The organism is Nonomuraea sp. B5E05 (genome assembly GCF_039880665.1).
Lineage (GTDB): Bacteria > Actinomycetota > Actinomycetes > Streptosporangiales > Streptosporangiaceae > Nonomuraea.
Genome location: NZ_JBDPMJ010000036.1, coordinates 40458 through 66398 on the forward strand (window position 1 = coordinate 40458; position 25941 = coordinate 66398).

General features: G+C 70.8%; 30 protein-coding genes. 16 read left to right on the forward strand and 14 right to left on the reverse strand.

Annotated elements, in window-relative coordinates:
- Window positions 1-14 precede the first annotated feature (14 nt).
- A complete protein-coding gene (locus ABGB01_RS40570; RefSeq protein WP_347779183.1) occupies window positions 15-977 on the reverse strand; it encodes a phosphotransferase in 963 nt (320 codons plus the stop codon).
- A 177-nt stretch (window positions 978-1154) separates the two neighbouring features.
- On the opposite strand from ABGB01_RS40570, the gene ABGB01_RS40575 reads away from it, so the two are divergent.
- The 4 genes from ABGB01_RS40575 (at window position 1155) to ABGB01_RS40590 (ending at window position 3849) form a co-directional block, all read left to right on the forward strand.
- Window positions 1155-2396, forward strand: coding sequence for a Tm-1-like ATP-binding domain-containing protein (locus tag ABGB01_RS40575; protein WP_347779185.1), 1242 nt, complete (start codon window positions 1155-1157; stop codon window positions 2394-2396).
- Entirely contained in the window at window positions 2393-3214 is an 822-nt protein-coding gene (locus ABGB01_RS40580; RefSeq protein ID WP_347779187.1) for a phosphoenolpyruvate hydrolase family protein, read from the forward strand. Before ABGB01_RS40575 ends, ABGB01_RS40580 begins: the two co-directional genes overlap by 4 nt.
- 15 nt (window positions 3215-3229) lie before the next feature.
- Entirely contained in the window at window positions 3230-3637 is a 408-nt protein-coding gene (locus ABGB01_RS40585) for a cupin domain-containing protein (RefSeq protein WP_347779189.1), read from the forward strand.
- Between the two features lie 68 nt (window positions 3638-3705).
- On the forward strand, window positions 3706-3849 hold the full coding sequence (locus ABGB01_RS40590) for a hypothetical protein (RefSeq protein WP_347779190.1): 144 nt from the start codon (window positions 3706-3708) through the stop codon (window positions 3847-3849).
- A 13-nt stretch (window positions 3850-3862) separates the two neighbouring features.
- Here the strand turns inward: ABGB01_RS40590 and ABGB01_RS40595 are convergent, their stop codons facing one another.
- A complete protein-coding gene (locus ABGB01_RS40595) occupies window positions 3863-5068 on the reverse strand; it encodes a site-2 protease family protein (protein ID WP_347779192.1) in 1206 nt (401 codons plus the stop codon).
- A 142-nt stretch (window positions 5069-5210) separates the two neighbouring features.
- Here ABGB01_RS40595 and ABGB01_RS40600 point away from each other — a divergent pair, with 142 nt between their 5' ends.
- Window positions 5211-6227 (forward strand): LacI family DNA-binding transcriptional regulator, encoded by a 1017-nt coding sequence (locus ABGB01_RS40600; protein WP_347779193.1) that lies wholly within the window; start codon window positions 5211-5213, stop codon window positions 6225-6227.
- Window positions 6228-6247: 20 nt separating this feature from the next.
- Here ABGB01_RS40600 and ABGB01_RS40605 read toward each other — a convergent pair whose 3' ends face one another.
- Window positions 6248-6577 (reverse strand): DUF3040 domain-containing protein, encoded by a 330-nt coding sequence (locus ABGB01_RS40605; RefSeq protein ID WP_347779195.1) that lies wholly within the window; start codon window positions 6575-6577, stop codon window positions 6248-6250.
- 309 nt (window positions 6578-6886) lie between these two features.
- Between ABGB01_RS40605 and ABGB01_RS40610 the strand changes: the two genes are divergently transcribed.
- Window positions 6887-7375 carry a MarR family transcriptional regulator gene (locus ABGB01_RS40610; RefSeq protein ID WP_347779197.1) on the forward strand — a complete coding sequence of 163 codons (489 nt, stop codon included), beginning with the start codon at window positions 6887-6889 and terminating at the stop codon, window positions 7373-7375.
- A gap of 80 nt (window positions 7376-7455) precedes the next feature.
- Here the strand turns inward: ABGB01_RS40610 and ABGB01_RS40615 are convergent, their stop codons facing one another.
- From ABGB01_RS40615 to ABGB01_RS40630, 4 genes are read right to left on the reverse strand one after another with little or no spacing between them, the layout of a single operon-like run.
- A complete protein-coding gene (locus ABGB01_RS40615; RefSeq protein ID WP_347779199.1) occupies window positions 7456-8427 on the reverse strand; it encodes a glycine betaine ABC transporter substrate-binding protein in 972 nt (323 codons plus the stop codon).
- A gap of 47 nt (window positions 8428-8474) precedes the next feature.
- Window positions 8475-9242 carry an ABC transporter permease gene (locus ABGB01_RS40620; protein WP_347779201.1) on the reverse strand — a complete coding sequence of 256 codons (768 nt, stop codon included), beginning with the start codon at window positions 9240-9242 and terminating at the stop codon, window positions 8475-8477.
- A complete protein-coding gene (locus ABGB01_RS40625; protein ID WP_347779203.1) occupies window positions 9232-10227 on the reverse strand; it encodes an ATP-binding cassette domain-containing protein in 996 nt (331 codons plus the stop codon). The genes ABGB01_RS40620 and ABGB01_RS40625 overlap by 11 nt, the downstream gene beginning before the upstream one ends.
- The gene (locus ABGB01_RS40630) at window positions 10214-10867 is read right to left on the reverse strand and encodes an ABC transporter permease (RefSeq protein WP_347642163.1); all 654 of its coding nucleotides are present in this window, start codon (window positions 10865-10867) and stop codon (window positions 10214-10216) included. The genes ABGB01_RS40625 and ABGB01_RS40630 overlap by 14 nt, the downstream gene beginning before the upstream one ends.
- Before the next feature lie 124 nt (window positions 10868-10991).
- Here ABGB01_RS40630 and ABGB01_RS40635 point away from each other — a divergent pair, with 124 nt between their 5' ends.
- A complete protein-coding gene (locus ABGB01_RS40635; RefSeq protein WP_347779204.1) occupies window positions 10992-11810 on the forward strand; it encodes an IclR family transcriptional regulator in 819 nt (272 codons plus the stop codon).
- A gap of 16 nt (window positions 11811-11826) precedes the next feature.
- Here ABGB01_RS40635 and ABGB01_RS40640 read toward each other — a convergent pair whose 3' ends face one another.
- Entirely contained in the window at window positions 11827-12528 is a 702-nt protein-coding gene (locus ABGB01_RS40640; protein ID WP_347779205.1) for a DUF4142 domain-containing protein, read from the reverse strand.
- A gap of 219 nt (window positions 12529-12747) precedes the next feature.
- Between ABGB01_RS40640 and ABGB01_RS40645 the strand changes: the two genes are divergently transcribed.
- The 4 genes from ABGB01_RS40645 (at window position 12748) to ABGB01_RS40660 (ending at window position 15823) form a co-directional block, all read left to right on the forward strand.
- Entirely contained in the window at window positions 12748-13125 is a 378-nt protein-coding gene (locus ABGB01_RS40645) for a hypothetical protein (protein WP_347779206.1), read from the forward strand.
- A 104-nt stretch (window positions 13126-13229) separates the two neighbouring features.
- Window positions 13230-13835: a DNA starvation/stationary phase protection protein gene (locus ABGB01_RS40650; RefSeq protein ID WP_347779207.1), complete on the forward strand. Its 606-nt coding sequence runs from the start codon at window positions 13230-13232 to the stop codon at window positions 13833-13835.
- A 44-nt stretch (window positions 13836-13879) separates the two neighbouring features.
- On the forward strand, window positions 13880-14266 hold the full coding sequence (locus ABGB01_RS40655; RefSeq protein WP_347779208.1) for a hypothetical protein: 387 nt from the start codon (window positions 13880-13882) through the stop codon (window positions 14264-14266).
- 81 nt (window positions 14267-14347) lie between these two features.
- Window positions 14348-15823 carry a hypothetical protein gene (locus ABGB01_RS40660; protein ID WP_347779209.1) on the forward strand — a complete coding sequence of 492 codons (1476 nt, stop codon included), beginning with the start codon at window positions 14348-14350 and terminating at the stop codon, window positions 15821-15823.
- A gap of 49 nt (window positions 15824-15872) precedes the next feature.
- On the opposite strand, the gene ABGB01_RS40665 is transcribed toward ABGB01_RS40660, so the two are convergent.
- The 3 genes from ABGB01_RS40665 to ABGB01_RS40675 all read right to left on the reverse strand — a co-directional run bounded on the left by ABGB01_RS40665 (window position 15873) and on the right by ABGB01_RS40675 (window position 17014).
- On the reverse strand, window positions 15873-16214 hold the full coding sequence (locus tag ABGB01_RS40665; protein ID WP_347779210.1) for a TraR/DksA family transcriptional regulator: 342 nt from the start codon (window positions 16212-16214) through the stop codon (window positions 15873-15875).
- Window positions 16207-16512 (reverse strand): TraR/DksA C4-type zinc finger protein, encoded by a 306-nt coding sequence (locus tag ABGB01_RS40670; RefSeq protein WP_347779211.1) that lies wholly within the window; start codon window positions 16510-16512, stop codon window positions 16207-16209. Before ABGB01_RS40670 ends, ABGB01_RS40665 begins: the two co-directional genes overlap by 8 nt.
- Window positions 16513-16639: 127 nt before the next feature.
- Window positions 16640-17014: a hypothetical protein gene (locus tag ABGB01_RS40675; RefSeq protein ID WP_347779213.1), complete on the reverse strand. Its 375-nt coding sequence runs from the start codon at window positions 17012-17014 to the stop codon at window positions 16640-16642.
- A 236-nt stretch (window positions 17015-17250) separates the two neighbouring features.
- On the opposite strand from ABGB01_RS40675, the gene fdhA reads away from it, so the two are divergent.
- Window positions 17251-18474 carry a formaldehyde dehydrogenase, glutathione-independent gene (fdhA, locus tag ABGB01_RS40680; protein ID WP_347779214.1) on the forward strand — a complete coding sequence of 408 codons (1224 nt, stop codon included), beginning with the start codon at window positions 17251-17253 and terminating at the stop codon, window positions 18472-18474.
- Between the two features lie 432 nt (window positions 18475-18906).
- Window positions 18907-19533 (forward strand): hypothetical protein, encoded by a 627-nt coding sequence (locus tag ABGB01_RS40685; RefSeq protein ID WP_347779216.1) that lies wholly within the window; start codon window positions 18907-18909, stop codon window positions 19531-19533.
- Between the two features lie 122 nt (window positions 19534-19655).
- Here the strand turns inward: ABGB01_RS40685 and ABGB01_RS40690 are convergent, their stop codons facing one another.
- A complete protein-coding gene (locus ABGB01_RS40690) occupies window positions 19656-21605 on the reverse strand; it encodes a glycoside hydrolase family 32 protein (RefSeq protein WP_347779218.1) in 1950 nt (649 codons plus the stop codon).
- A gap of 279 nt (window positions 21606-21884) precedes the next feature.
- Here ABGB01_RS40690 and ABGB01_RS40695 point away from each other — a divergent pair, with 279 nt between their 5' ends.
- Window positions 21885-23474, forward strand: coding sequence for an ABC-F family ATP-binding cassette domain-containing protein (locus tag ABGB01_RS40695; protein ID WP_347779219.1), 1590 nt, complete (start codon window positions 21885-21887; stop codon window positions 23472-23474).
- Window positions 23475-23517: 43 nt separating this feature from the next.
- On the opposite strand, the gene ABGB01_RS40700 is transcribed toward ABGB01_RS40695, so the two are convergent.
- Window positions 23518-23913 (reverse strand): STAS domain-containing protein, encoded by a 396-nt coding sequence (locus ABGB01_RS40700; RefSeq protein ID WP_347779221.1) that lies wholly within the window; start codon window positions 23911-23913, stop codon window positions 23518-23520.
- Window positions 23914-24240: 327 nt separating this feature from the next.
- Here ABGB01_RS40700 and ABGB01_RS40705 point away from each other — a divergent pair, with 327 nt between their 5' ends.
- A complete protein-coding gene (locus ABGB01_RS40705; protein WP_347779223.1) occupies window positions 24241-25593 on the forward strand; it encodes a potassium transporter TrkG in 1353 nt (450 codons plus the stop codon).
- Window positions 25594-25688: 95 nt separating this feature from the next.
- Here ABGB01_RS40705 and ABGB01_RS40710 read toward each other — a convergent pair whose 3' ends face one another.
- A complete protein-coding gene (locus tag ABGB01_RS40710) occupies window positions 25689-25838 on the reverse strand; it encodes an Arc family DNA-binding protein (protein ID WP_347779224.1) in 150 nt (49 codons plus the stop codon).
- Window positions 25839-25875: 37 nt separating this feature from the next.
- On the opposite strand from ABGB01_RS40710, the gene ABGB01_RS40715 reads away from it, so the two are divergent.
- The coding region (locus tag ABGB01_RS40715) for a helix-turn-helix domain-containing protein (RefSeq protein WP_347779225.1) at window positions 25876-25941 on the forward strand (66 nt) is incomplete at its 3' end.

Sequence of the window (25941 nt, forward strand, 5' to 3'; positions counted from 1 at the left end):
CGGGCGCCTGCACGTCAGCGCAGCGGGAACCGGCCGGGGTCCACCGTGGCGAGGTCGCGCAGGAAGCCGCGCTTGCGGGGGTCGTCCCAGTCGTTCCACTCGGCGGCGTCGATCAGCGTCCACACGCCCCATTCCAGGAGCATGTAGCGCACGGCCACCGGCCACAGCGCCAGTTCGGCCCCGGTGAGCCGGACGTGCCGCCGGTACGCCGAGGAGAAGGCCGACCACTCGCCGCCCGTGAAGAGCCGGGGCGGCGCGGTGGCCATCTCGTTGTGGAACAGCAGCGCGGCCAGCGCCAGGTCGAGCAGGCGCGGGGCGTACTCGGCGTTGTCGGGGTCGATCAGCACGGGCGCCCCGTCGGCGTAAACCAGGTTGTTCGCCTTGTAGTCCATGGACACCGCGGCCCGCGGGAGCCCGCCGTCGCGCACCGGCGGCAGCGTCCGCGCCACGAACGACTCCAGCCACGGCTCGAGGCGGCCCATCACCTCGTCGCGCAGGTCGGGCGCGTGCTCGCCCAGCACCCGCCCCAACCCGGTGACGTCCTCCTCGACCGAGGCGGCGTCGTGATCGGGCCAGCCGAACTCCGGCATGCCGTCGCCGGCCGGCCGGGCGGCGTGGATGCGGCCGAGGAGGTCGCCGGCCGCGGCGATGTCGTCAGGGGAGCCGGTGTACGGGCGGCCGTCGACCCACGGGTAGGCCACCCATACCCGGTCGCCGACCTGGGCCGGGTTGTCGACGGGCAGGGGGAGCGGGGTGACCACGCCGACGTCCTCCCCTGCGAGCGCCTCCACCCATCGGGCGATCGCGGCCGCGGCCGTCACGGGGCCGGTGGTCCGCTTGATCACGGCCCTGGCGCCGTTCAACCGGACGGGGAAGACAGGGGCGTACGGATAGAAGGAGCGCTCAGGCCTGCCCTCTTCCCCGACGGAGAAGTGCTGGAAGACGTCGGCGAAGTCGGCCGCCCGGTCGTGGGTCATGTGCGCTCCTGCGGGTCTGGGCCGGCGGGGTGTCGAACCTATCCGAAAGCCGCGTGCCGCCGACACCGGTTATCGGGCGGGTGCCGGCGGCCGGGAACGGCCGCCCGCGCCAGGCGTGGGAGGCCGCCGGGGCGGGCAACATCCAGGAGGTCTCCGAACAGAGGGGTGTGGCAGGACATGCCGTCCGTCGTGCTGATCGGCACACTCGACACCAAGGGCGAGGAGTACGCGTGGCTGCGCAACCGGCTCGTGGAGCTGGGCAGCGACGTGGTCGTGGTGGACGCCGGCGTCGGCGTCCCCAGCCAGACGCTGCTCGCCGACGTCTCCAACGAGCAGGTCGCCGAGGCGGGACGAGGCGACCTGCGGGCTCTGCGCGACGCCGGCGACCGGGGCGCCGCCGTGACCACCATGGGCCAGGGCGCGGCGGAGATCCTGGCCCGGCTGCACGCCGACGGCCGCGCCGACGCCGTGCTGGCGCTGGGCGGCAGCGGCGGCTCGTCGATCGCCGCGCGGGCCGTGCGCGACCTGCCCATCGGCCTGCCCAAGCTGATCGTGTCCACGATGGCGGCGGGAGACGTCTCGCCGTACGTCGGGGCGAAGGATGTCACGATGATGTACAGCGTGGTCGACATCGCGGGCATCAACCGGCTCTCCCGCGCCATCCTCGGCAACGCCGCCGCCGCGGCTGCGGGGATGGCCCGCTCGCACCAGCTCGCCAGGGCCCGGCTGACCGCGGGCGGATCCGACCGGCCGCTGGTCGGCGCGTCGATGTTCGGGGTGACCACCCCGGCCGTCGACGCCGCGCGCGAGCGGCTGGCCGAGCTCGGCTACGAGGTGCTCGTCTTCCACGCGACCGGCGCGGGCGGGCGGGCACTCGAAGGGCTCGCGGCGAGCCGGATGCTGGCCGGCGTGCTCGATCTGACCACCACCGAGCTGGCCGACGACCTCGTGGGCGGCGTCCTGTCCGCGGGGCCCGACCGGCTCACCGCGGCCGGCGCGCACGGCGTGCCGCAGGTGGTCGCGCCCGGCGCGCTCGACATGGTCAACTTCGGCCCCCGCGACAGCGTGCCGGCCGAGTTCGAGGAGCGCCTGCTGTACGTGCACAACCCCACCGTGACGCTGATGCGCACCACGGCGGGAGAGATGGCCGAGCTCGGCCGCCGCGTGGCCGCCAAGCTTCGCGACGCGAGCGGGCCCACCGTGCTGTTCGTGCCCCGCCGGGGCGTGTCCGCCCTGGACGCGCCCGGGGGCGCCTTCGCCGACCCGAAGGCCGACGAGGCCTGCTTCGAGGCCATGGCCGAAGGGCTGCGCGGCTCCGGCGTGCCCGTCGAGGAGCTCGACCTGCACGTCAACGACCCCGCCTTCGGCCGCGCCATGGCGGAGCGGCTGCACCACATGATCTCCGGAGGTGCCACGTGAACAGGCAGGACGTGCTCGACAGGCTGCTTGGCACGGTCGCGGCCGGGCAGCCGGTCGTCGGCGCGGGAGCCGGCACCGGCCTGTCGGCCAAGTGCGCCGAGGCCGGCGGCGTCGACCTGATCATCATCTACAACTCGGGCCGCTACCGCATGGCCGGGCGCGGCTCGCTGGCCGGGCTGCTGCCGTACGGCGACGCCAACCAGATCGTCGTCGAGATGGCCTCCGAAGTGCTGCCGGTCGTGCGTGACACGCCGGTGCTCGCCGGCGTGTGCGGCACCGACCCGTTCCGCGTCATGCCGCTCTTCCTCGACCAGCTCAAGGCGATGGGGTTCGCCGGCGTGCAGAACTTCCCGACCGTGGGCCTGTACGACGGGACCTTCCGCCAGAACCTGGAGGAAACCGGCATGGGCTACGACCTGGAGGTGCAGATGGTGCGCCAGGCCCGCGAACGCGACCTCGTCACCGCCCCCTACGTCTTCGACGAGGCCCAGGCGCGGGCCATGGCCGAGGCGGGCGCCGACGTGCTGGTGCCGCACGTGGGGCTGACCACCAAGGGCAGCATCGGCGCCGGCACCGCGCTGACCCTCGACGAGGCCGCCGAGCGCGTGCAGGCCATGCGCGACGCGGCCGTGGCAGTCCGGCCCGACGTGCTCGTGCTCTGCCACGGCGGCCCGATCGCCGAGCCCGACGACGCCGCGTACGTCCTGTCGCGGACCAAGGGCGTGGTCGGCTTCTTCGGCGCCTCGTCCGTCGAGCGGCTGCCGACCGAGCGCGCCATCACCGAGCAGGTACGCGCCTTCAAGTCACTCACCTTCTGAAAGCGAGGAACCGACATGCACGTCAGCCCCGACAGCGTGCCGACGATGGCCTTCGACTGGGGGTCGATCAAGTGGTTCGTCACCCCGTCGGCCGTCGAGGGGGCGAGCAGCACCCTGGGCGAGGTCATCGTCAACCCGGGCCGCGGGCACGCCCGCCACCACCACCCCGGCGCCGAGGAGATCATCTACGTCATCTCGGGCGAGGGCCGCCAGATGGTGGACGACGGCGCGGAGTTCGCCATCAAGGAGGGCGACACGGTGCACATCCCCGCGGGCGTCTACCACTCGACGTACAACACCACCTGGCGGCCGTTGCGGCTGATCGTCACGTACACGCCTGGGGGAGAGGAAAAGGCGCTGGAGGCCGCGCCGGACCTCACGCTGCACGAGCCCGGCGGCGTCGCGGAGTGGCGCCAGGCCTGACCCCGCGCGAGACTGAAACCTTTCGCCCGGCCGGTCGCGTTGTGACGGGCGAGAGGAGATCACATTGGATGCTGACGACGGCTTCCGCGAGTCCGTGCTCACCCGGCAACAGTCGTGACCGGATCGCGCTGCGCCAGGCGCTGGACAAACTGACGCCCAAGCAGCGGGCGGTGATCCCAAGAAGGGTCCTGCCCGGAGCCGCGGCCGGCTGACCGCGGTGGCGGGTCAGCGGCCGGAGGGGTCCAGGGGCCGGTCCGGATGATGCGTCGTCAGGTCGGCGCCCCGGGGGCCGTGGTACGGGTCGCCCGCGTTCAGCCCGGCGGTCTGGATCACGCGGCTGATGTCGCTGGGCGTGAGCAGCCCGATCAGCCGCCCGTCCGGGTCGAGCACCACGGCGCGGCCGTCGGCGCAGCCGTTCATCCTGGTCAGCAGGTCGGTCAGCGCCTCTTCCCGCCGGGCGGCGGGCACCTGGTCGGGAGGGCAGGCGATGTCGCGCAGCCGCGTCACCGCCCGCGCGTCGGGCGGCACCTGGCGGATGCGGTTGAGGGTGACCAGCCCGAGGAAGCGCATGTCGTGCTCCACCAGCGGATAGGTCGACAGCCGCTCGCGCATGACGACCCGGTCGACGAGCTCGGCCACGGTCTCGTCCGGATGGGCGACGACCAGCCGGTCCGACATGACGTCCCCGATCCTGATGCCGTGCAGGGTGGAGCCGAGCTGCGCCTGCTGCTCCTCGGCGCTGGCGGCGTTGACGAGGAACAGGCCGATCAGGGCCAGCCAGAGCCCCTGGAACCCGCTGCCGGTGACGATCTGCAGGAAGCCCAGAACGATGAGGACGAAGCCGAAGGCCCGGCCGGCGCGGGCGGCGGTCACCGCCGCCCTGGTGCGGTCGCCCCACCGCCACCACAGGGCGGCCCGCAGCACGCGCCCTCCGTCCAGCGGCGCGGCGGGGATGAGGTTGAACACGGCCAGGATCACGTTGACCGCGGCGAGGTAGACGAACATCCCGGACAGCAGCGGCGCCCCGTCGGCGGCGGCGACCAGGAGCGCGACGGCCCCGAAGACCACGCCGCACACGAGGCTGGTGAGCGGGCCCACCGCCGCGATCTTCAGGTCCGCGCCCGGCGAGCGCGGCTCGCCGCGCAGCTCCGCCACCCCTCCGAGCAGCCACAGCGTGATGTGCGCCACGTCGATGCCATGGCGCTTGGCCACCAGCGCGTGGGAGAGCTCGTGGGCCAGCAACGAGGCCAGGAACAACACCGCCGTGGCCAGCCCGGCCAGCCAGTACGCCACGGGAGAAGAGCCGGGGAAGACCGCAGGGAACCGGCCGAAGGCGAGCCCGACGAGCAGGATCACCACGATGATCAGCACGCTGGCGTTGAGCCCGACCGGAATCCCCCCGATCCGGCCGAGACTGATGGATGAGCGCATCCGCCCTCCCCCACAGTACGAGTGTCCGCTCCATGTACCCACAAAAGGCACGCCCACGCAGCGACGGGGGCCGGCGCAGCGTTCAGGAACAACCGTGCGAAGAAGCGGTAGGATCAACGGTGACCACCGGACACGAGGAACGATGTCGAGCATCAAAGAGGTCGCCCGGCTGGCCGGGGTCTCCGTCGGCACCGTGAGCAACGTGCTCAACCGGCCCGAGATGGTGGCCCCCGAGACGCGGCTGCGGGTGCAGGCGGCGATCGCCAGGCTCGGCTACGTCCGCAACGGCTCCGCCCGGCAGTTACGGGCCGGTCGCAGCCGGACCATCGGCGTCGTCGCCCTCGATCTGGCCAACCCGTTCTTCATCGACGTGCTGCGGGGTGTGGAGACCGCGGCGCAACCCCTCGACGTCAACGTCATGGTCTTCAACAGCAACAAGGACGCCGTCCGCGAGGCGGGGCTGCTGGAGACGTTCGAGGAGCAGCGACCGCTGGGCGTGCTGATCACGCCGGTCAACGACAGCGGCGAGGAGGAGCGGCTGAGCCGGCTCGTCTCCCGCGGCATCCCGGTGGTGCGCTTCGACAGTTCCGCCCCGCACAGCCACGGTTGTGCCGTCGCCGTGGACGACGTGCTCGGCGGGCGCCTGGCCGGGCTGCACCTGCGCGAGCGGGGGCACCACCGCATCGCCTTCGCCGGCGGGCCGTTCACCGTCCGCCAGGTGCGCGAGCGGCACCACGGTCTGGCGGGCGTGCTGGGCCCGGCCGACGCGCTGACCGTCATCCCGCTGCCCGACCTCACGGTGGCCACCGGGCGCACGGCCGGCGCGGAGATCGCCGGGCTGCCTCCCGGCGAACGCCCCACCGCGCTGTTCTGCGCCAACGACCTGGTCGCGATCGGGGCGTTGCAGGAGATGACCCAGCGGGGCCTGCGGGTGCCGGCCGACGTGGCGATCCTCGGCTATGACGACATCGACTTCGCCGCAGCGGCTGCCGTGCCGCTGTCGTCGATCCGGCAGCCGCGCGAGCAACTGGGCCACACCGCCGCGCTGATGTTGCTGGAGGAGGCCAACCAGCCGGCCGGTCATCGCCCCGGTCACGAACATCGCCAGGTCGTCTACCAGCCCGACCTGGTCGAACGCGCCTCCACCGCCGCTCCCTAGACGGTGGGTGCGCGGCGTCGTCAGCTCATCTGGTCGTTGAGCTCGGTGGCGCCGGGGCCGGGGAAGGGGCCGTTGAAGGGGATCGCGGTCGGAGACGGCCGCAGCGTTCCCGACCAGTCCTGGTAGGACAGCAGGATGGCCACCGCGAGCACCAGGACGACGCTGGTGGCCGCGGCCAGCGCCCACAACACGACCGCGGGAGTGCTCAGGGCGTCGAGCCCGCGGGGCGGATCGGGCTCGCCGCCCTTGCCGCGCGGCCCCGCCAGAAGCTTGTCGAGCACGGGATCCTCGTGCGCCAGCCGTTCTTCGATCTCCGCGAGCGCCCGCCGCTCGTCTCGGGACATTGCCATGATCTCAGGCCGCCTCCAGGGCGTGACGGGAACGGCGGCCGGTCTGGAGAGGGGGCACATGCACCTGAGGGACTCCCAACGTGGCTCTCCACATTCTTGCAGTATGCAACATTAGTGACTCCGCTGTCACGGCGGGCGGAGTTCCAGGATCCGTCTCCGCGCGCGTGGCGCGGGGGTTCCCCGTGGCTGTCGAAGCCGGCCCGCGATCATGCGTCCTGCGGATGCACGGGACCCGCGGCCGGGTCGCCCCGCGGATCCACGGCCCCGACCGTGTAGAACAGTTCTATGCCAGAGCGTCAATCCGCCCGGATGAACGGTGAGGATCAGGCCGCTGTCATCTCGGCGGTGCTGGCGGGCTCGCGGCTGCTGGTCGCGATCGCGGCGCGTTCGCTCGGCGCCGTCGCCGACCGGGTGACGGTGCCGCAGTTCCGGATGCTCGTGGTGCTCTCAGGACACGGCGAGACGAAACTCGTCACCATGGCGGAACTGCTCGACGTCAACTCCTCCACCGCCATGCGGATGGCCGACCGGCTCGCCGCCGCGGGACTGGTGGTCCGTGAGGTCAACCCGTTGAACCGGCGGGAAAGCCTGATGCGCCTGACCGATGAGGGCAGGCGCATCGTGGACCAGGTGACCGCCCGCCGCCGGGACGAGATCGCGGCGATCGTCTCGCGCATGTCGCCGGCGGAGCGCCAGGCGCTGGTCTCGGCGATGACGGCCTTCAACGAGGCGGGCGGCGAGCCGGCGGCGCCGACCCTGAGGGCCGGCAGCCACCCGCTCGGCTGGCCCGAAGCCTGAGCGAGCCCGCCACGTGAGCCACCGGGTCCGGCGGTCCGCCACCTGATGGACCCCAGGCGGCGGACCGCGCGATCAGGGGGTCAGGCCGCGCTGCCGAGGAAACCCTGCTTGTCCAGCCAGTCGGCGGCGACCTTGCCCGGCTCCATGCCCTCGACGTCGACCTGCGCGTTGAGCTGCTGCATGGTCGCGTCGTCCAGCTTGGCGATCACGGGCTGGAGCACCTTCTCGATCGCCGGGTTCTTCTGGTAGGTCTCCTCCCGCAGGGTCATGGCCGCGTTGTAGATCGGGAAGAACTTCTTGTCGTCCTCCAGCACGGTGAGATCGAGAGCGGCGATGCGGCCGTCGGTGGTGAACACCTCGCCGAAGTTGCAGGTCTCGCCCTTGTCGGTCTCGGTGTAGACGACGCCGGTGTCGAGCAGGGAGATGTTGTCCTTGGGGATGTTCATGTCGTACGCCTTGCTCAGGCCGGGCAGCCCGTCGTCACGGGTCGAGAACTCCGTCTCGATGCAGATCGTGACTTCCTTGGGGTTGGTCTTGGCCAGCTCGGCCACGTCGGAGACCGTCTTGACGCCCAGCTCCGTGGCCTTCTCGGAGCGGATGGCCAGGGCGTAGGTGTTGTTCAGCGGGGTGGGGCCGATCCAGTGGATCTTGTTCTTCTGGAGGTCGGCCTCCGCCGTGGCCTTGAACTGCTCGGCGGAGTCCTGGATCGGCTTGGTGTTCTTCAGGAACTCGATCCAGCCCGTGCCGGAGTAGTCCCAGTACATGTCGATCTCTTTGGACTCCAGGGCCTTGCGGTTGGGCACCGTACCGCCGAGGTTGGTCTTGTCGACGACCTCGGCCCCATGCGCCTTCAGCAGGTGCACGGCGATCTTGCCGAGCACGATGTTCTCGGTGAAGTCCTTGGAGCCGACGATGTACTTGGTCCCCTTGAGCTCGTCGCCCGCGCTGCCGGCCTCGACGGCATCGGAGGAACCGCAGGCGCTGAGGGTCGTGATCGAGAGGGCGGCGGCTGCGAGCAGGGTGAACGTCCGTCGAAGCGGGCGGGAGAACATTTGAAGCACCTTCTTGCTATGTGATCGGATGGTTACCGAAAGCGTGGTCACATGCCGCGTGGCTTGAGCAGGTCCTCGGCGAGCCCGCCGAGCCAGTCGATGAAGAAGGCGATGCACGCGGTGAGCACGCCTCCGACGATGGTCACGGGCATGCGGTTGAGCTTGAGGCCGTTGACGATCAGCTCGCCGAAGCCGCCGGCCGCGACGAAGGCGCCGAGCGTGGCGACGCCCACGGTCAGCACGAGCGCGGTGCGCAGGCCGGCCAGGATGGCGGGCACGGCCAGCTTGAGCTCGACCCGGCGCAGGATCTGGCCCCTGGTCATGCCCATGCCGCGGGCGGCCTCGACGAGCGCCGGGTCGACCTGCTGGACCCCGACCATGGTGTTGCGCAGGACGGGCAGCACGGCGTAGGCGACGAGGCCGACCAGCGCGGTCTGGAAGCCGACGCCCATGAGGAACGTGGCCAGCACGAGCAGGCCGATGGACGGGACGGCCTGGCCCAGGTTGCCCACGGTGAGGATGATCGGGGTGATCAGCCGGTTCCTGGACCGCGAGGCGGCGATGCCCAGCGGGATCGCGATGATCACCACGAGCGTGGTGGCGGCCACGGTCATCTGGATGTGCTCGACGGCCTTGGCCAGGATCACCGCCTGGTTGAGGCTGCGCTGCTCGATCGAGTCGAGTTCCAGCGTTCCGACCCAGGCGTACAGGGCGACCAGGACGGCGCAGATGGCGACGGGCGTGAACAGGTGGCGCGCGCCGAACGTACGGCCGAGCTTCCGGGACCGCCCGACGGCCAGGGTCTCAGCGGTCACTGGACACCACGTCTTCCTGCGCGCCGGACCGGGTGCCCACGGCCTCGCACAGGGCGGAGTAGGTGAGCACCCCGGCCGGTGTGGCGCAGCTGTCGGCCCCGTGGGCGATCATGGTGTCCAGCGCCTCGCGGAGGCTGGCGTCGGCGGACACCCGCGGCAGGTCCGGGCCGGCCGGCGCGTCCGTGGCGGGCACCTCCGACACGCGCATCAGCGCGAGGCGCTTGAGCGTGGCGTCCTGCCCGATGAAGCTCGCGACGTAGTCGTCGGCGGGGTCGGCGAGGATGGCGGCCGGCGTGTCGTACTGCGCGATGTGCGAGCCCTCGCGCAGCACGGCGATGCGGTCGCCCAGCTTGATGGCCTCCTCGAAGTCGTGCGTGACGAAGATGATCGTTTTGCGCAGCTGCTTCTGCAGCTTGACGAACTCGTTCTGCAGGTGCTCGCGCGTGATGGGGTCGGTCGCGCCGAACGGCTCGTCCATGAGCATCACGGGCGGGTCGGCGGCCAGCGCCCTGGCCACGCCCACGCGCTGCTGCTGGCCTCCGGAGAGCTGGCGGGGGTAGCGGTCGCGGAAGGCCGACGGCTCGAGGTTCACCAGCGACAGCAGCTCGTCGACGCGGGCGGAGATCCGGTCGGCTGTCCAGCCGAGCAGGTTGGGGACCAGCCCGATGTTCTGCGCGATGCTCTGGTGGGGGAACAGGCCCACCTGCTGGATGGCGTACCCGATGTGGCGTCGCAGCTGGTCGGGGTCGAGGCTCAGCACGTCCTGCCCGCCGATGCGGATCTCGCCGGACGTCGGCTCGACCAGGCGGTTGATCATCTTCATGGTGGTCGTCTTGCCGCAACCCGACGGGCCGACGAAGACGACCAGCTCGCCGGCCGGGATGTCGAGGGTGACGTTGTCGACCGCTGGGGCAGGCTGGCCCGGATAGTGCTTGGTCAGCGAGCGCAGCTCGATGCGCACGCCTTCGGTGTCACGGTCGAACACGAAGCCCCCTTGGGGTGGTGATGTAGCGAACGGCGAAGAAGAACAGGTCGAACAGGATGGCGATGACCACGATCCCCAGCGTTCCCGCGAGGGTCGCGTTGAGCGAGTTCACCGAACCGAGCCGGGACAGGCCCTCGAAGATCTGCGTGCCCAGGCCAGGGCCGTCGACGACGGCGGCGATGGCGGCGATCCCGATCAGCATCTGCGTCGAGATGCGCACGCCGGTCAGGATCAGCGGCCAGGCCAGCGGAAGCTGGACCCGCAGCAGCAGCCGGGTGCGGCTCAGGCCCATCCCGCGGCCCGCCTCGACGGTGGCCGCGTCGAGGCCGCGCATCCCGGTGACGGTGTTGCGGATGATCGGCAGGAACGCGTAGGCGGTCAGCGAGACCAGTGTGGATCCCCAGCCCAGTCCGACGATGGGGATGAGGAGGGTGAGCAGCGCGAGCGACGGGACCGTCAGGATCCCGGCGGAGATCGCCACTGAGGTGCTCCGCACCTTCGGGGCGTCGTAGGCGAGGAGCCCGATGCCGACGCCTGCCACGGTGGCGATCGCGATGGCGATCCCCACGACGAGGGCGTGCTCGGCCGCGGCCAGCGAGAGGGTGTCCCAGCGCGAGACCACGTACTCGCTGAAATTCATGGGGGTACCGGCTTCCTTTACGCTTGCATGGGTTCGCAAACGTATGCGATTAGTTGCGGTGAGCGCAAAACTAGGTGCAACTAGCGCAACAGTAGTGCAATGGTTCTGTTATGAACGGATAGGGATGACGGACAAGCCGATGGTGCCCTCGGCAGGTCTACGCCGGGACATGGAGATCCTCGAAGTTCTCGCAGGTCACGGGGATGGCCGCGATGCCGACGGGTTCGGTGTCAGCTGGATCGCGCAGCGGCTGGGCCGGGAGAAGAGCCAGGTGTCCAGGGCGCTGCGCGCGCTCGAACTCGAAGGCATGGTCGAGCGCGACCCGATCACCCGGCGCTACCGCCTCGGGTGGCGGCTGTTCGCGCTGGCCGCACGCACCCAGCACGCCAGGCTGGTCCAGATCGCCGCCCCCTACCTGCGAGGGCTGGCCACCGCCTTCGACGAGGACGCCTACCTCTGCGTGTTGCGCGGCAACCTGGTGCTGACGCTGATGTCGGTGCCGTCGTCGCGGGTCTACCACCGGGTCTGGGAGGGCATCTCCGTGCCGCTGCTCATGGCCGCCGCCGGCCGCTCCCTGGTCGCCGACTGGGACGACCAGCGGATACGCGAGCTGCTGCGCGCCACCACCCTGCCCTCCGAGCTCGACTCGGCGGTCAGCGGCACGGAGGAGTGGCTGGCCGACCTGGCCCACGTACGATCGTGCGGTTACGCCGTGACGGACGTCGAGCTGGAGGACAGCAAGGCCGGGGTGTCGGCGCCCGTACGCGATCATCGAGGGCTGATCACGGCGGCGATCAGCGTGTCGGTGACCCGGACGCACGCGGCGGCCCGGCTGCACGAGATCGGCGCCGCCGTCGGGGAGGCGGCGCGCCAGCTGTCCATCTCGCTGGGGCTGGTGCCGGACGGCCGCCCGGTCATGTCGCCCACGCAGGGGTCGCCGTGACAGGGGCTTCCCGGCGTCAGGCGCTCGGCGTCGGGAAGCTCTCCGGTGTGGTGAGTCCGGTGCTCTCGAGCAGGCGCTGGTGGTTGAGCACGGCCGCGTTGCACTGCTCGGAGAACTTCCTGACCAGGGTGTTCTGCGTGCTGCCGCGGACCGTGCCGATGAGGCCGAAGATCTGGCCGTGGGCCAGGCGCAGCCACTTCACGTACGTGGTGTCGTAGTCGATCCCCGTGCGCCCGGATATGTCGGACATCCAGCTCTGCTGGTCGTCGGTGGGCCTGACGGGCATCTCCACGTTCAGCTTGGCCGCGAGGTCGCGCGCCGCCTCGTCGAGCTCGTGGTGCTGCGACGCGATCTCGGAGCTGATCTTGCGGACCTTGGCCGTGCTCGCCTTCTGGATGGCCTCCTGGGCGATGACCATCTCCCACAGGGTGGCGAGCCGGACCTTCTTGATCAGCGAGCGGTCCGTCTCCGACAGCGGCCCCCACTTGGTGAGCCACGTGCCCGAATCACCCTCCTGATCCGCCTTGGGGGTCTCCGCGGCGTCCTGCGTCTCCTCGGGGAACGCCGTGTCCGCCGGCAGCGGGGCGGTGGTCTGCACAGCGGCGACGTCGGGCAGGTCGGCGCTCTGGGCGGGGAACGACGGGGCGCACGCGCCGAGCGGGAGCATCGCGGCCAGGCCGCAGACGACGATAACCGGACGGCTGCGTCGGAGTCGCATGTGCCGTCATCCCCTCTGGGTTTCAGGGCTCGGCCCTGCATGGGCTGTGCCGGGTCACTACGGGATACGCGGCGTCCGCGAGAAGCGTTCAGGTGGCGGGCCGAAAAGGTGCGAGGCGTGGGGCCGGAATGCGACGACAGTCCGTTGCGCGAAGCAACGGACTGCTAGGGTGGGCTCGCACAGCACGGTCCCCCCACCTGGACGGATGCCATGAACCCGATGGAACCAGGCGCCTACGGGGCTCATCCTGACTTCGACATCGGTTTCGACCGCCACGGCCGCATCGCGCTCCTGCACCTGAAGGGCCGCCTCGCCGGGGTCGCATCGCTCGTCCTCCAGCAATACCTCGTCAAGGTGCTGGTCGCCCGGATCCCGCCGCTGTTCATCGTGAACGTCGAGGGCCTCACCGAGACCGACGACGCGGGGCGCGAGACGCTGCGCTCGGCCGACCGGCACGCACGGGCGTCGGGCGGGCGCATGATCGTCGCGGGTGGCGGCGGGGCGCGGCGCCTGGAGCTGGGCGCCCTGGACCTGGTGGAGTCCGTCGACGACGCGTTCGCGGAGCTCACCCGCTCCGGCGCCGGCGACCTGCTGTAGCGCACACGCGGGTCTTTTCCGATTGATGGGCGAACGTGGTGCTCGTATGCCCTGGTCCAGGGGAATGTTCGGTCCGACGTGACCCGTACAGGAAGGATCGGACCGTGGCCACCACCAAACGCACTGCCAAGTCTCGCCGGAAAGGGTCCAGCCAGCCGTGGATTCACCAGGACGGCGTGGAGATCCAGGAGTTCGGCACGGTCCGCATGTTCCCGCTCGGGCTCACGTACGAAGCGCGGATGTATTCCTGCCAGCGCCTCAACCAGGTGCTCGCGGACACCCAGATCCTCTACAGCCTGTACAAGAAGCACCACTGGCTGATGCGCGGCCCCACCTTCTACCAGCTCCACCTGCTGCTCGACAAGCACGCCGCGGAGCAGCTCGAGCTCGTCGACGCGCTGGCCGAACGGGTGCAGACCCTCGGCGGCGTGGCCGTCGGCGATCCGCGGCACGTCTCCGAGATCACCGTCATCCCGCGCCCGCCGGACGGCGCGGAGGAGGTGCCCGCGATGTTGTCGCGGCTGATCGAGGCGCACGAGGCGATCCTGGTGGCGGCGCACGACGCGGCCGCCCGCTCCGCCGAGATGGGCGACGACGGCACCAACGACCTGCTCGTCTCCGACGTCATCCGCACGGGAGAGCTGCAGACCTGGTTCCTCATCGAGCACCTGGTGGACACGCCGCTGGTCGAGTCGGCCCGCGACCGCTAGAGCGACCGTTGCAGCGACCGGCCGGTGACGCGCCGCGTGAATGCGTGAGGCATCCTCTCAAGGGTGACGTCCAGGAACATCCCCGCACCACGCTCGTACGACGCCTGAGCAACCTGGCGGTGCTCGAACCGGTGAACATCGTGATCTTCGGCGTGGTGGCGTTCGTGCTCCTGCCCGCGCCGCTGAACGCGGTCAACGTGACGGGGTTCGTCCTGGTGACCGTCCACCTGCTGATCGGCGGCGGCTACTGGGCGATCAAGGTGCGGCAACTGCGCGCGCGGCTGCCGGAGCCGCCGTTCATCGGTGCCTTCGGGTGGTTACGCCGGTTGTGCGAGGCCGGCCTGATCGCCGGGGACATCAAGCGGCTGCTGCGGACGCGGCGGTTGCACCGCTCGCATCTCTACCTCGACATGCGCGCCCATCGACGGTGAGCGTCAGCGGCGGGCATACGTTCGGAAAAGTCCTGCCGTCACGACCGTCCCGCGCCCGCGTCGCGCGCTAAGAACATGCCGGTGAGTTCATCGTTGCGTTCACGGCTGCGCGCCGACCCGTGGCGCGTGCTGCTCGTTCTGGTGGCCGCCTCCTACGGAATCTCCCAACTGCTTCTGGTCGGCCCGGGAATGGGGCTGGGCTGGGACGAGGTCGTCTACGTCAGCCAGGTCGACCCGCGTGTGCCCGCGGCTGAGTTCATCGCGCCGCGCGCCCGCGGCATCACCCTGATCGTCGCCCCCGTCGTGCTGGTCACGTCGTCGACGGAGGCGCTGCGAATCTACCTGTGCGTGCTGTCGGCGCTGGCGCTGGCCGTGTCGTTCGGCACCTGGCTGCGGGTGCGCCCAGGACCGGTCGTGCCGATGGCGGCCCTGCTGTTCGCGTCCTTGTGGTTGTCGCTGTTCTACGGCAACGAGGCCATGCCGAACCTGTGGGTGGCGTTCTCGGCGGTCGCGGCGACCGGGTGGTGCGTGCGCTGCCTGCGCCAGGATGGCGGGCTCGGCCCACCGCTGGGGCTGGCGGCGAGTGTGGCCGCGGTGGGGCTGCTGCGCCCGCCGGACAGCGTCTGGCTCGCCCTTCCGCTGGCTGTGGCAATGCTGGTCGCGCCGGGCCGGCGGTGGGTCAAGGCCGTGATCGCGCTCGGAGCGGGCCTGGCCGTGGGCTGGGCCGACTGGATCGTGGAGGCGTACGTGCGGTTCGGCGGGCTCGCCGCACGCTGGCAGGCCGCCGGCGCGGCGAACGAGACGGGCCTGCACGTCTCCCTGTACGAGCACGCTCGGGCACTCAACGGGCCGCTGCTGTGCCGGCCGCCCGCCCACTGCGGGCCCGTCGTACTGCCCTGGCTGTTGTGGTGGAGCATGATCCCGGTTCTCGTCCTGCTCGGCCTGTACGCGGCGCGGCGCTCGGCCCTCCTGGCCGAGTGCGCGCTGCCCGCCGCCACCGGGCTGGCGCTGGTCGTGCCGTACGTCTTCTTCGTCGGCTACGCGGCGCCCCGGTTCCTGCTGCCCGCGTACGCGCTGCTGGCCTTGCCCATCGCGTACGGTGCGGTCTGGGCGCTGGAGAGATCGCGGCGGGCCGGGTTCGGCCTCGTCGCCGCCGGCCTGCTCGCCCAGTTCACGTTGCAGGGGCTCACGCTCGACAAGGTCGTGGCCCTCCGGGTGACCAAGCGGCAGGCCGACGTCGAGGTGGCCGGCGCCCTGCGGGCCGCCGGTGTACGCGGCCCGTGCCTGGTGTACGGCGAGCACGCGGTGATCATCGCCTACCGGCTGGGCTGCGACGGGCACACCGTCCTGGACTGGCCGCGCGGGGACGAGACGCCGTCCGCCGTGCGCGACGCCCAGGACGCGGGCAAGCGGGTGGTGGCCGTCGACAAGGGCCGGCCGGTTCCCGCGCCGTTCCTCCTGGAATGGGAGAAGGGGCGGCTGCCCGGGGCCCGGCCGGGTGCGTGGCACGCGTACTTCCCGCGCGCAGAACCGTACGGCCGGCCGGCGCCCCGATGATCGCGCCGGGAAGAGCGGGGATGACTCCGCTCTTCCCGGCCCGGCGCCGTCAGGCGGCTTCGTGCCGGCGCTGGCAGCCGATGCAGTAGCGGGCCAGCGGCCGGATCTTGAGCCGCTCGAACGGGATGCCCGCCTCGCAGTGCGAGCAGCGCCCGTAGGTGCCCTCGGACAGCCGTTCCAGGGCCTGGCCGAGCTCGGCGATGGCACGGTCGGCGGCGGCGATGTTGACGAGCAGTTCCTGCCACGTGTCGTCGGCACCACTGCCCTCGCGCGCCGCCGCCTGCAGACCGGTCAGCTGGTTGCTGCGCCGGGCCAGTTGCTCCTGGAGCTCCTGACGCAGCGTCTCGGCCTGCACGCTGCTGAGGTGGGTCGTTCCGTTGGTGTCAGTCATGCTGGTGTCCTCTCTGGAGCGCGCACCGGTCGCAGATGCTCCGGTACGGCCTCCGCAGGAGCTGTTCGTAGGCGATGAAAGTCCCGCAGCACCGGCACGTGCCGTAGATGCCCCGGTCCATGCGGTCGAGCGCGGCCTCGATCTCGGACGTGCGCGGATCGGCCGTGACATCGGCCGGCCGGGGGCGGGACAGGGCGGCCGTGAGCTGGTCCTGCAGCAGCTCACGGAGTTCCTCCAGCCGCGCCAGGTGCCGCTCGTAGTGCTGCAGGTGCGTGTGGACTGATCTGACGTCGGCCATGTCGATGTTCGGCTCCTTGCTTGCGGGAAACGGCACACCTCGGGGGTGGCCGAAGGAGCGCTCGCGGGTGGGCCCGGGCATGCTTGACCGGGCCTGGCGCCGCGCGAGCGGCAGGAGAAGCGGAGCGCTAGATCAGCGGCGGGCTGCGCGACCCGGCGGTGCGGTGCGCGAGTTGCTGGGGATCGCGGATCCCGCCCGGGTCGAGCCCGGGCGCGGGCGACATCGCGAGCCGGCCGGCGTCGTGGTGGCGTTCACCGCGCAGGGGCGGCCACAACGGCAGCACCTGCCGCTCGCCGGTCGCCGTCTGCGGCGGCATGCTCGACAGTTGCGCGTCCCACGCCTCTGGTGTCCACGTCTGCGTGGCGCCGAAGCCGGGCTGGTACGCACGGCCGCCGCCATGCCAGTTGTAGGTGGATCCGACCAGCAAAAGGGACAGCAGGACCAGGCCCATCACGCTGGTGAACGCGATGGGCCCTCGTGGTGTTCTCCACGGTCCCGTCATAAGGCCGACCATAGCCCAGACAGTGGGAAAAGGCATGCGTGCCGGCTCGGCGAAACCGGCGGCTCGCCCGCGCCGCCGAGGCCGGGCCTGTCCGGCTCCTGGGTGACTCCCGCCGTGACGGGTAGAATCGGACATTGAGGTATGAATTCCGCAGATCGCGGCTCGGTCGCGGCGGCTGGAGGTGATGCCCTCTCTCCGAGAAGCCCGTCACTGCACTGCGCGAGGGAAGGAACGTCATGCCTGGCAACAAAGCCGTCGTCTACGAAGGTCCAGGCAAGGTCGAGGTACACGAGACCGACTACCCCGAGTTCGAGCTCAAGGACGGTCCGGGGGTGAACCAGGCCAACGTGGGGCGCAAGCTGCCGCACGCCGCGATCCTGAAAACCGTCGCGACCAACATCTGCGGCAGCGACCAGCACATGGTCCGCGGCCGCACCACGGCTCCGGCGGGCCTCGTGCTGGGCCACGAGATCACCGGCGAGGTCGTGGAGACGGGGCCGGACGTCGAGTTCATCAAGACCGGCGACCTCGTGTCCGTGCCGTTCAACATCTCCTGCGGGCGCTGCCGCAACTGCAAGGAGCGCAAGACAGGCGTCTGCGAGAACGTCAACCCCGACCGTCCCGGGTCAGCGTACGGCTACGTCGACATGGGCGGCTGGGTCGGAGGACAAGCGGAGTACGCGCTGGTTCCCTATGCGGACTGGAACCTGCTCAAGTTCCCGGACAAGGACCGGGCCATGGCCAAGATCCTCGACCTGGCCATGCTCGCGGACATCTTCCCGACAGGCTTCCACGGTTGCGTGAGCGCGGGCGTGGGCCCGGGATCCACCGTCTACATCGCCGGCGCCGGGCCGGTGGGCCTGGCCGCCGCCGCGTCGGCGTTTCTGCTCGGCGCCGCCGTGGTGTTCGTCGGCGACCTGAACAAGGAGCGCCTGGACCAGGCGCGCAGCTTCGGCTGCGAGCCCATCGACGTGTCCGCCGGCGAGCCCAAGGACCAGATCGAGCAGATCCTCGGCGTGCCGGAGGTCGACTGCGCCGTCGACGCCGTGGGCTTCGAGGCCCGCGGCCATGGGCGCGAGTCGGGGGAGGAGCATCCGGCCACGGTGCTCAACACGCTCATGGACGTCACGCGGGCGGGCGGTGCGCTGGGCATCCCCGGCCTGTACGTGACCGGAGACCCGGGTGCGGCCGACGAGGCCGCCAAGCACGGATCGTTGTCGATCAAGATCGGTCTCGGCTGGGCCAAGTCGCACAGCTTCGTCACCGGCCAGTGCCCGGTCATGAGGTACAACCGAGAGCTGATGATGGCGATCCTGCACGACCGGGTGCAGATCGCGAAGGCGGTCAACGCCACGCCCATCTCGCTGGACCAGGCGCCGCAGGGTTACCACGAGTTCGACGAGGGTGCCGCGCGCAAGTACGTGCTCGACCCGCACAACATGGTGTCCACGGCGGCCTAGCGCCGCCGCGGGCCGCGAGCGGGGCGTCCGATCCGCTCGCGGCCCTTTTCTGTTTCCGCCTCATCGCAGTTATCAAGCGTTATCCGAGCTTTTGGCGTTATCTCGTCGTGCCCAACGTATAGAGGCGAATGTCCGCTATTTCGTGTCATGTCGACTTGTCTTAAGCGGGGGTGCATGGAGTACCCGTATCGAGCTGATGAGTCGATATTGGCTTTTTTTCAATGGTTCTTTCCCGGTGCTGGGACTTCGGGCCCGGCGTGGCGTTGTGGCGCAGGTCGCGGCAACTGTAAGCATCGTACCGATCTCGTTGGCTCGCCCGGCCGACAGTCGCGGCCACGGGTCGCATTCCGAAAGGAACGGTACATGTTCACGCTTATTCCCCGAACAACAGCTATGTCCGCCCGGTCCAAAGTGGGACATTCGCTGCGGCGTATGACGAAATCGACCATGCACGGCACCTTGACCATGGCCCTGGTCGTCACCATGGCCCCGGCGGCGCTCGCGAAGGACGACGACGACCGCCTCCGCAAGTTCCGTCACCGCGACCACCACGGTCGTTGCAGCCCGCACACGTTCTTCCGGGTCAAGCGCCTCTCGCCGCGCAACTTCTTCGTGCCCCGCACCCGCTTCATCGACGGCCCCGGCGGCTCGATGACGGTGTCCGTCACGCGCGAGCACGAGGTGCTCGCCTTCCTCGAGACCGAGCGGGAGAGGACGCTCCAGGCCACCTCCACACGGACCCCCGAGGACACCTCGCACTTCAACGTCAGCGAGGTGGTCAGGGCCCTGCGCAGGATGGGGCTGCCCCATCTTGAGGAGCGGCACATGGTCTTCACCGGGCACGAATACACCCGGGAGATCACCAAGGGCAAGTACGGCAACATGTGGTACCGCGTCTTCGGCTACCGCGTCGGCTGGTCGGCCTGGCGGGTGCTCGGCACGTGCCGCCACGTCGAGGTCGGCACCGGCATCGCGAACGTCCCCTCCAGGGTGGAGGGCTGGCGTTACTGGGAGACCAAGCATCCGAAGTTCAAGAACCGCCTGCTGTCCTGGAAGTGACGAGGCCGAGCCCGTGACCCCGAACGTGGCACCGGGACCCCGGCACGGTGGGCCGGGGACTCGATGCCGACTTCGCGGAGGTGGCGGGCTGCCTCGCCGTCCTGGAGCCGTGGCCGCCGTGGTCAGCTCACCCGGATGTTCTGGAACCGGGCCGTGCCGTCGAAGACGTTGAGCCCGAAGTGGCCGCTCGCGTACTGGTCGTCCTGCGCGTCTATGACGGGCTCGGCGCGATCGTCCAAATAGACCTTGATGTTCTGCCCTCGGGTCACGACTTTCAGGTGGTAGGTCTGACCCGACTTGATGGGGGCCTCGTACGTGGCGATGTCGCGTCCCGGCCGCCACAACTTCACCACGCCCGCCTTGCTGTCGACGTTGGCCGTGTAGTGCCGCCCGGCCCGCGGGTCGGCCCGGAACGTGAGCGCCGCCGCGGTGCCGTCGACCAGGCGCACGTCGCCTTCGTACGTGAAATCCGACCCGGTGTGGTCGCTGAGGTAGAACGCGTCGCCGCCGGCCGAGCCCTGCTTGCCGGCCGCCACGTCGGTCCACGAGCCGCTGACCACCCGCCACTGGCCGGGCAGGTTGTGCTCCAGCGTCGGCTCGCCCATGCCCCACGCGGGGGCGAGCTCGTGGATGCGGAGCGAGACGAGCCTGACGCCGCCGCCCTCGACGTGCAGCGCCACGCCCCTGCTGTCGGCGCGCGGATCGAAGGCGACGTTCCTGGTGATCGAGGCCAGGCCGTCGTTGCCGAACACCTCGAGCTGCCCCCGGTCCACCAGGAGCCGCATCGTGACCCGGCCGCGGGAGGGCTCCAGGGGAGCGCCCATGAGCGTGCGGGCCGCCGTGTCGTAGAGGACCTCGCTCCCGGCGTCGCCGCCCGGCCGTACGTCCAGCTTGAACCCGAACCGCTTGGCGGTGGCGCCTCTCACGTCGAACTCGGCCTCCACCTCGTACGTGTCGAGGGACTGATCCCGCAGCAGCTTCGCGGCCGTCGCCGGGGTGAGCCCGCGGCCGTGCCACGAGGAGGTCCGGTAACGCAGCCTCTCCAGCTCCTTGATGGGCTGCCGGGTGACGCGGACGCCGTCGCCGGTCGTGCGCAGGCCGAGCACGGCGGGGAAGCTGGCGTTGCCCGTCCAGGTCGCGCCCTGGTTGCCGCCCATCCAGGCCATCTGCACCACCCGGTCGTCGGGCATGTCGTTGAAGACCTGCCCGGCGTAGAAGGAGCCGCCGGCGTGGTTGGTGCCGTAGTCCATGCGCTGCGGCTCGTCCCAGCCGGTGGTGAAGGCCGTGCCGTCGAAGTCGCCGACGACGTACTCGCCGCTCGCGTCGGTGAGCACCCACTTCGTCCGGCGCTTGTCGCCGTCGACGGGGAGGGCGAAGAAGTCCGGGCACTCGAACAGCCAGTCGGCCGCGTACCTGCTCTGGAGCGTCCAGTCGAGCAGGTTGGGGGAGGAGTAGATGTTGACGCCGTTGCCGCCCGCGTCGGACCAGACCAGCATCACCCACCGCTTGGTGGCGGCGTGCCACAACACCTTGGGGTCGCGGCTGGTGCCGGGCATGGTCACGACCTTGCGCCCGTTGTCGTACGCCTTGAAGGTGCGGCCCGCGTCGGTGCTGTAGAAGACCGAGACGCCGTTGGTGCCGGAGAAGACGACGAGCGGGTCCTCGGCTCCCTCGCGCAGTCCGGAGGTGTTGGCCGCGTCGACGACCCCTGCCCCTGACCACAGGTCGCCGGGGTGCACGCCGGGTTCGAGGGCGATCGGCTTCTGGGTCCAGTGGACCAGGTCGGTGCTGGTGGCGTGGCCCCAGTGCATGGTGTCCCAGCCGAGACCGTGCGGGTTGTGCTGGTAGAAGAAGTGGTAGGTGCCCTTGTAGTGGAGGAGCCCGTTCGGGTCGTTCATCCAGCCGCCCTGCGAGCTGAAGTGGAACTGGCCCCGGTACGGCTCGGTGTACGTGGTCGGCTGGTAGGGGAACTCGGGGTAGTCCGCGGTGTGGCCGCCGGCGGCCGGAGCCGCGGCGACGACCATGCCGGTGAGCGCGATGAGGGACGTTAAGCCGCGTGCGAGCCGTCTCATGACATCAGGGGCCTTCCATCTCGGGGAGTGCGAGTGTCAACGTTGACATATGTCAACGTTGACATCGGCTTGCAGAGCATCATCGGCCCTGCTTCCCGAAACGTCAATGCCTCTTCCGCGTAACAGGACCGGCGTGCCGCGCGCGCCCGGCGGTAATGGGGAGGAAGTTTCGCGAAGCGGCCGGTACACTGGCCGCATGTCTACGCCCCGGATCTCTTAGCCAGGACACCCGCTTCCGCGTCACCCGTGTGTCCTTGAGCTTATCCGGAGCGTCATCCAATGATCACCTTCCGTGGTGTCGACGTGCGCGTCGGCGCCCGCCTCCTGCTGTCGGGCGTCACCGCCCACGTCGCCCCCGGCGACCGCGTCGGCCTGGTCGGCCGCAACGGCGCCGGCAAGACCACCCTCATGAAGATCCTCGCCGGCCAGGCGCAGCCCGCGGCCGGCGCCGTCACCCGCTCGGGCCCGGTCGTCCACCTCCCGCAGGACCCCGCCGCCGCCGATCCGGACACCTCCGTCCTCGGCCGCATCCTCTCGGTCCGCGGGCTCGACCAGGCCGTACGCGCCCTGCGGTCCGCCGAGAGCGCCCTCGCAGAAGCCGCGGACGAACGGACGATGGCCCGATACGCCCGTGCGGAGGCCGAGTTCCAGGCCCGCGGCGGCTACGCGGCGGAGGCCGAGGCCGCCAGGGTCGCCGCCGGGCTCGGCCTGCCCGACCGGGCCCTCGCCCAGCCGGTCGGCACCCTGTCCGGCGGACAGCGCCGCCGGGCCGAGCTGGCCCGCACGCTCTTCGCCGAGCAGGGCGTCCTGCTGCTCGACGAGCCGACCAACCACCTGGACGCCGACTCCATCGCCTGGCTGCGCTCCTTCCTGTCCGTCTACCCGGGCGGCCTGGTCATGATCAGCCACGACACCGGGCTGCTGGCCGACGTGGCCAACCGGATCTGGCACGTGGACGGCGACCGGGCCGCGCTCGACGTGCACAACACCGGCTGGCACACCTACCTGGCCGACCGCGAGGCCGACGACCGGCGCAGGGCCCGGTTGCGGGCCGCCGCGGAGCGCAAGGCCGCCGCGCTGCACGCCCAGGCGGGGCGCATGCGCGCCAGGTCGGCCACCGCCGTGCGCGCCAGGGACATGACCCGCCGCGCCGACCGCATGCTCGCCAGGACGCAGCCCGTACGGCGGGACGAGAAGGTGGCGCGCATCCGGCTGCCCGAGCCCGCGCCGTGCGGCCGGATGCCGCTCGGCGCGATCAGCCTGACCAAGTCCTACGGCACGGTGCAGGTGTTGCCGGGGATCGACCTGGCCATCGACCGGGGGAGCAGGCTCGTGGTGCTGGGGCTCAACGGCGCCGGCAAGACCACGCTGCTGAAGCTGCTGGCCGGGCGCGAACGTCCCAGCGCCGGCCGGGTCGTGCCCGGCCACGGGCTCCGGCTCGGCTACTTCGCCCAGGAGCACGACACCCTGGATCCGGCGCACACCGTCGGGCAACATCTGGCCGGCGTCGCCCCGCACCTGACCGGCGGCGAGGCCAGGACGGTGCTCGGGTCGTTCCTGTTCGGCGGCGACGACGTGGACAAACCGGTCGGAGTACTGTCGGGCGGGGAGAAGACCCGGCTGGCGCTGGCCGGGCTGGTCAGCTCGCGGGCCAACGTGCTGTTGCTCGACGAGCCGACCAACAACCTCGACCCGGCGTCCAAGGCGGAGGTGCTGGCGGCGGTCGGGGCGTACCGGGGGGCCGTGGTGATGGTCACGCACGACCCCGAGGCCGTCGAGGCGCTGCGGCCCGACCGGGTGCTGCTCCTGCCCGACGGGGCCGAGGACCTGTGGAACTCGGGGTACGCCGACCTGATCGCGCTCCGGTAGGCCGAGGCCGTCCAGGCGCGCCACGAAAAGAGGGGTGCCCCCGTCAGTTCCATACCGCCGTGCCGGCGTTGTGGACCCGGGTCAGCGTGGCCAGGAGACCGCCTGGCGGGTCGCAGAACTGGAAACGTTTGTCCAGCCCGGTCACCTTGAGCAGCCGGGCCAGGCGGGACTGGACTCCGCTCAGCACGAGGCGGCCGCCCGCGGCCTCGGCGGTGTTGGCGGCCGAGATCAGCGCGCCCAGCCCCGAGGAGTCGCAGAAGCCGACCTCGCGCAGGTCGGCGATGATGAAGGGCGGCGTGCGGCGTGACATCGCCTGCAGCAGGCCGCGGCGGAACTCGGCCGCCGAGGTCATGTCGAGGTCGCCCGTCACCGTCAGGACGGCGGCTCCATCGCGCTGGGTGACGACGCAGGTGAACCCGGTCCGGTCTTCGCTCCCCATGCCGCTCCTCCGCTCCCAGCATCCGCGCCGTCCCCGCCCGGGACGTGCGGCGATCGGGGTCGCCTCCATGATTGCACAGTGCAACGGAGCCGGGAAGTCATGGACATGGCGTCATGATCTGCGTACAACCCCCCGTAAGCCCCAGAAGGGGTAGACGCCCAGGTGGCGGGCGTCTGACCTCTGTTGGCGGAGCCGCCGCGGGCTGCGCTACCGTATGGCCCGGAGTGCCGCGGGTCAGGTCGGCGCGTCAGCCCGGGTGACTCGACGGAGGCTCCACATGAGTGACAGCGGCGGTGGGGCGGGCGGCCCCGGCAGCCGGGAGACGGGATGACGCCGCGCCGGCCGGCGGTGCCGGGGCGCGGCAGGCATCCGGCCGTGGTGATCGCCGCCGGCTTCGGGCTGGCGGTGCTGGCCGGCACGCTGCTGCTGGCCACCCCGGCGGCCACCGCCGACGGCGAGCCCTCGCACTGGCTGACCGCGCTGTTCACCGCCACCTCCGCGGTCTGCGTGACCGGCCTGGTCGTGGTCGACACGCCCACGCACTGGTCGGTGTTCGGCGAGGTGGTCATCGCGCTGCTCATCCAGGTCGGCGGGCTGGGCATCATGACGCTCGCCACGCTGGTCATGGTCATCATCTCCGGCAGGGTGGGGTTGCGTGCCCGCCTGTCCGCGCAGCTGGAGACGAAGTCCGTGGTGGCCGCCGACCTGCGTCAGGTGCTGCGCAAGGTGGTGCTGTTCAGCCTGGTGTGCGAGGCGGCCGTGGCCGCCGTGCTCACCGTCCGCTTCATCGTCGCGTACGACGAGCCGCCGGGCCGGGCGGCCTACCTGGGCGTCTTCCACGCGGTGTCGGCGTTCAACAACGCCGGTTTCGCGCTGTGGCCGGACAACCTGATGCGGTTCGTGGCCGATCCGTGGATCTGCCTGACCGTCGCCGTGGCCGTCATCGTCGGCGGGATGGGCTATCCGGTCGTCTTCGACCTGCTGCGCCACTGGCGGCGCCCCAGCCGCTGGTCCCTGCTGACCCGGGTCACCGTCGGGCTCAGCGCCCTGCTGATCGGGGCGGGCACGATCGCGTTCCTCGCGGCCGAGTGGCGCAACCCCGGCACGATGGGCCCGCTGGACGACTCCGCCAAGCTGCTGTCGGCCTTCTTCGCCGCTGTCATGCCGCGCTCCGGCGGATTCAACACCCTCGACATCGGCCAGATGAACCCGTCGTCGTGGCTGGTCACCGACGTGCTGATGTTCATCGGGGGCGGCAGCGCGGGCACGGCGGGTGGCATCAAGGTCACCACGTTCGGCTTCCTGCTGTTCATGGTCTGGGCCGAGCTGCGCGGCGAGACCCAGGTCAACATCGGCCACCGCCGGCTGCCCGCCGCCACCCAGCGACAGGCGCTGTCCATCAGCCTGCTGGGCGTCTTCCTGGTCATGGTCTCGACCTTGCTGATGCTGACGATCACCTCCCACGGCCTCGACCGGGTGTTGTTCGAGGTGATCTCGGCGTTCGCGACCAACGGGCTGTCCACCGGCATCACCGCGAGCACCCCGCTGGCCGGGCACGTGCTGCTCAGCCTGCTGATGTTCGTCGGCCGCATCGGGCCTTTGACGCTGGGTTCGGCGCTCGCGCTGAAACAGCGCACCCGCCGCTACGAACTTCCGGAGGAACCCGTGATCGTCGGCTAATGGGAGCTACCGGGTTCGTCCGCAGTGCTCCGGCCTTCAGGCCGGGGGTGAAGCGGACTCTCCCGCGTAGCGGGGCAGGGAACGACGAATCGCGGTCAAGGCGATTCGTGGTGCGCCTCGTCGGCGGCGAGCGCGATCTCAAGCAGGTGCACGATCTGAGAATTCAGGGATCGCCGTTCGGTCTCGGCGCGGGCGGCCACCCGGGCGTGGACGTCGTCGGGCAGCCGGAGCGTCATCCGCATCATGACACCATCGTAGTGTCATATCGGATAGGATCGTACCGTGCAGCTCCGGTACAACTTCCGCCTCTACCCGACCGCCGGTCAGCGTCAAGCGCTGGCGCGGGCG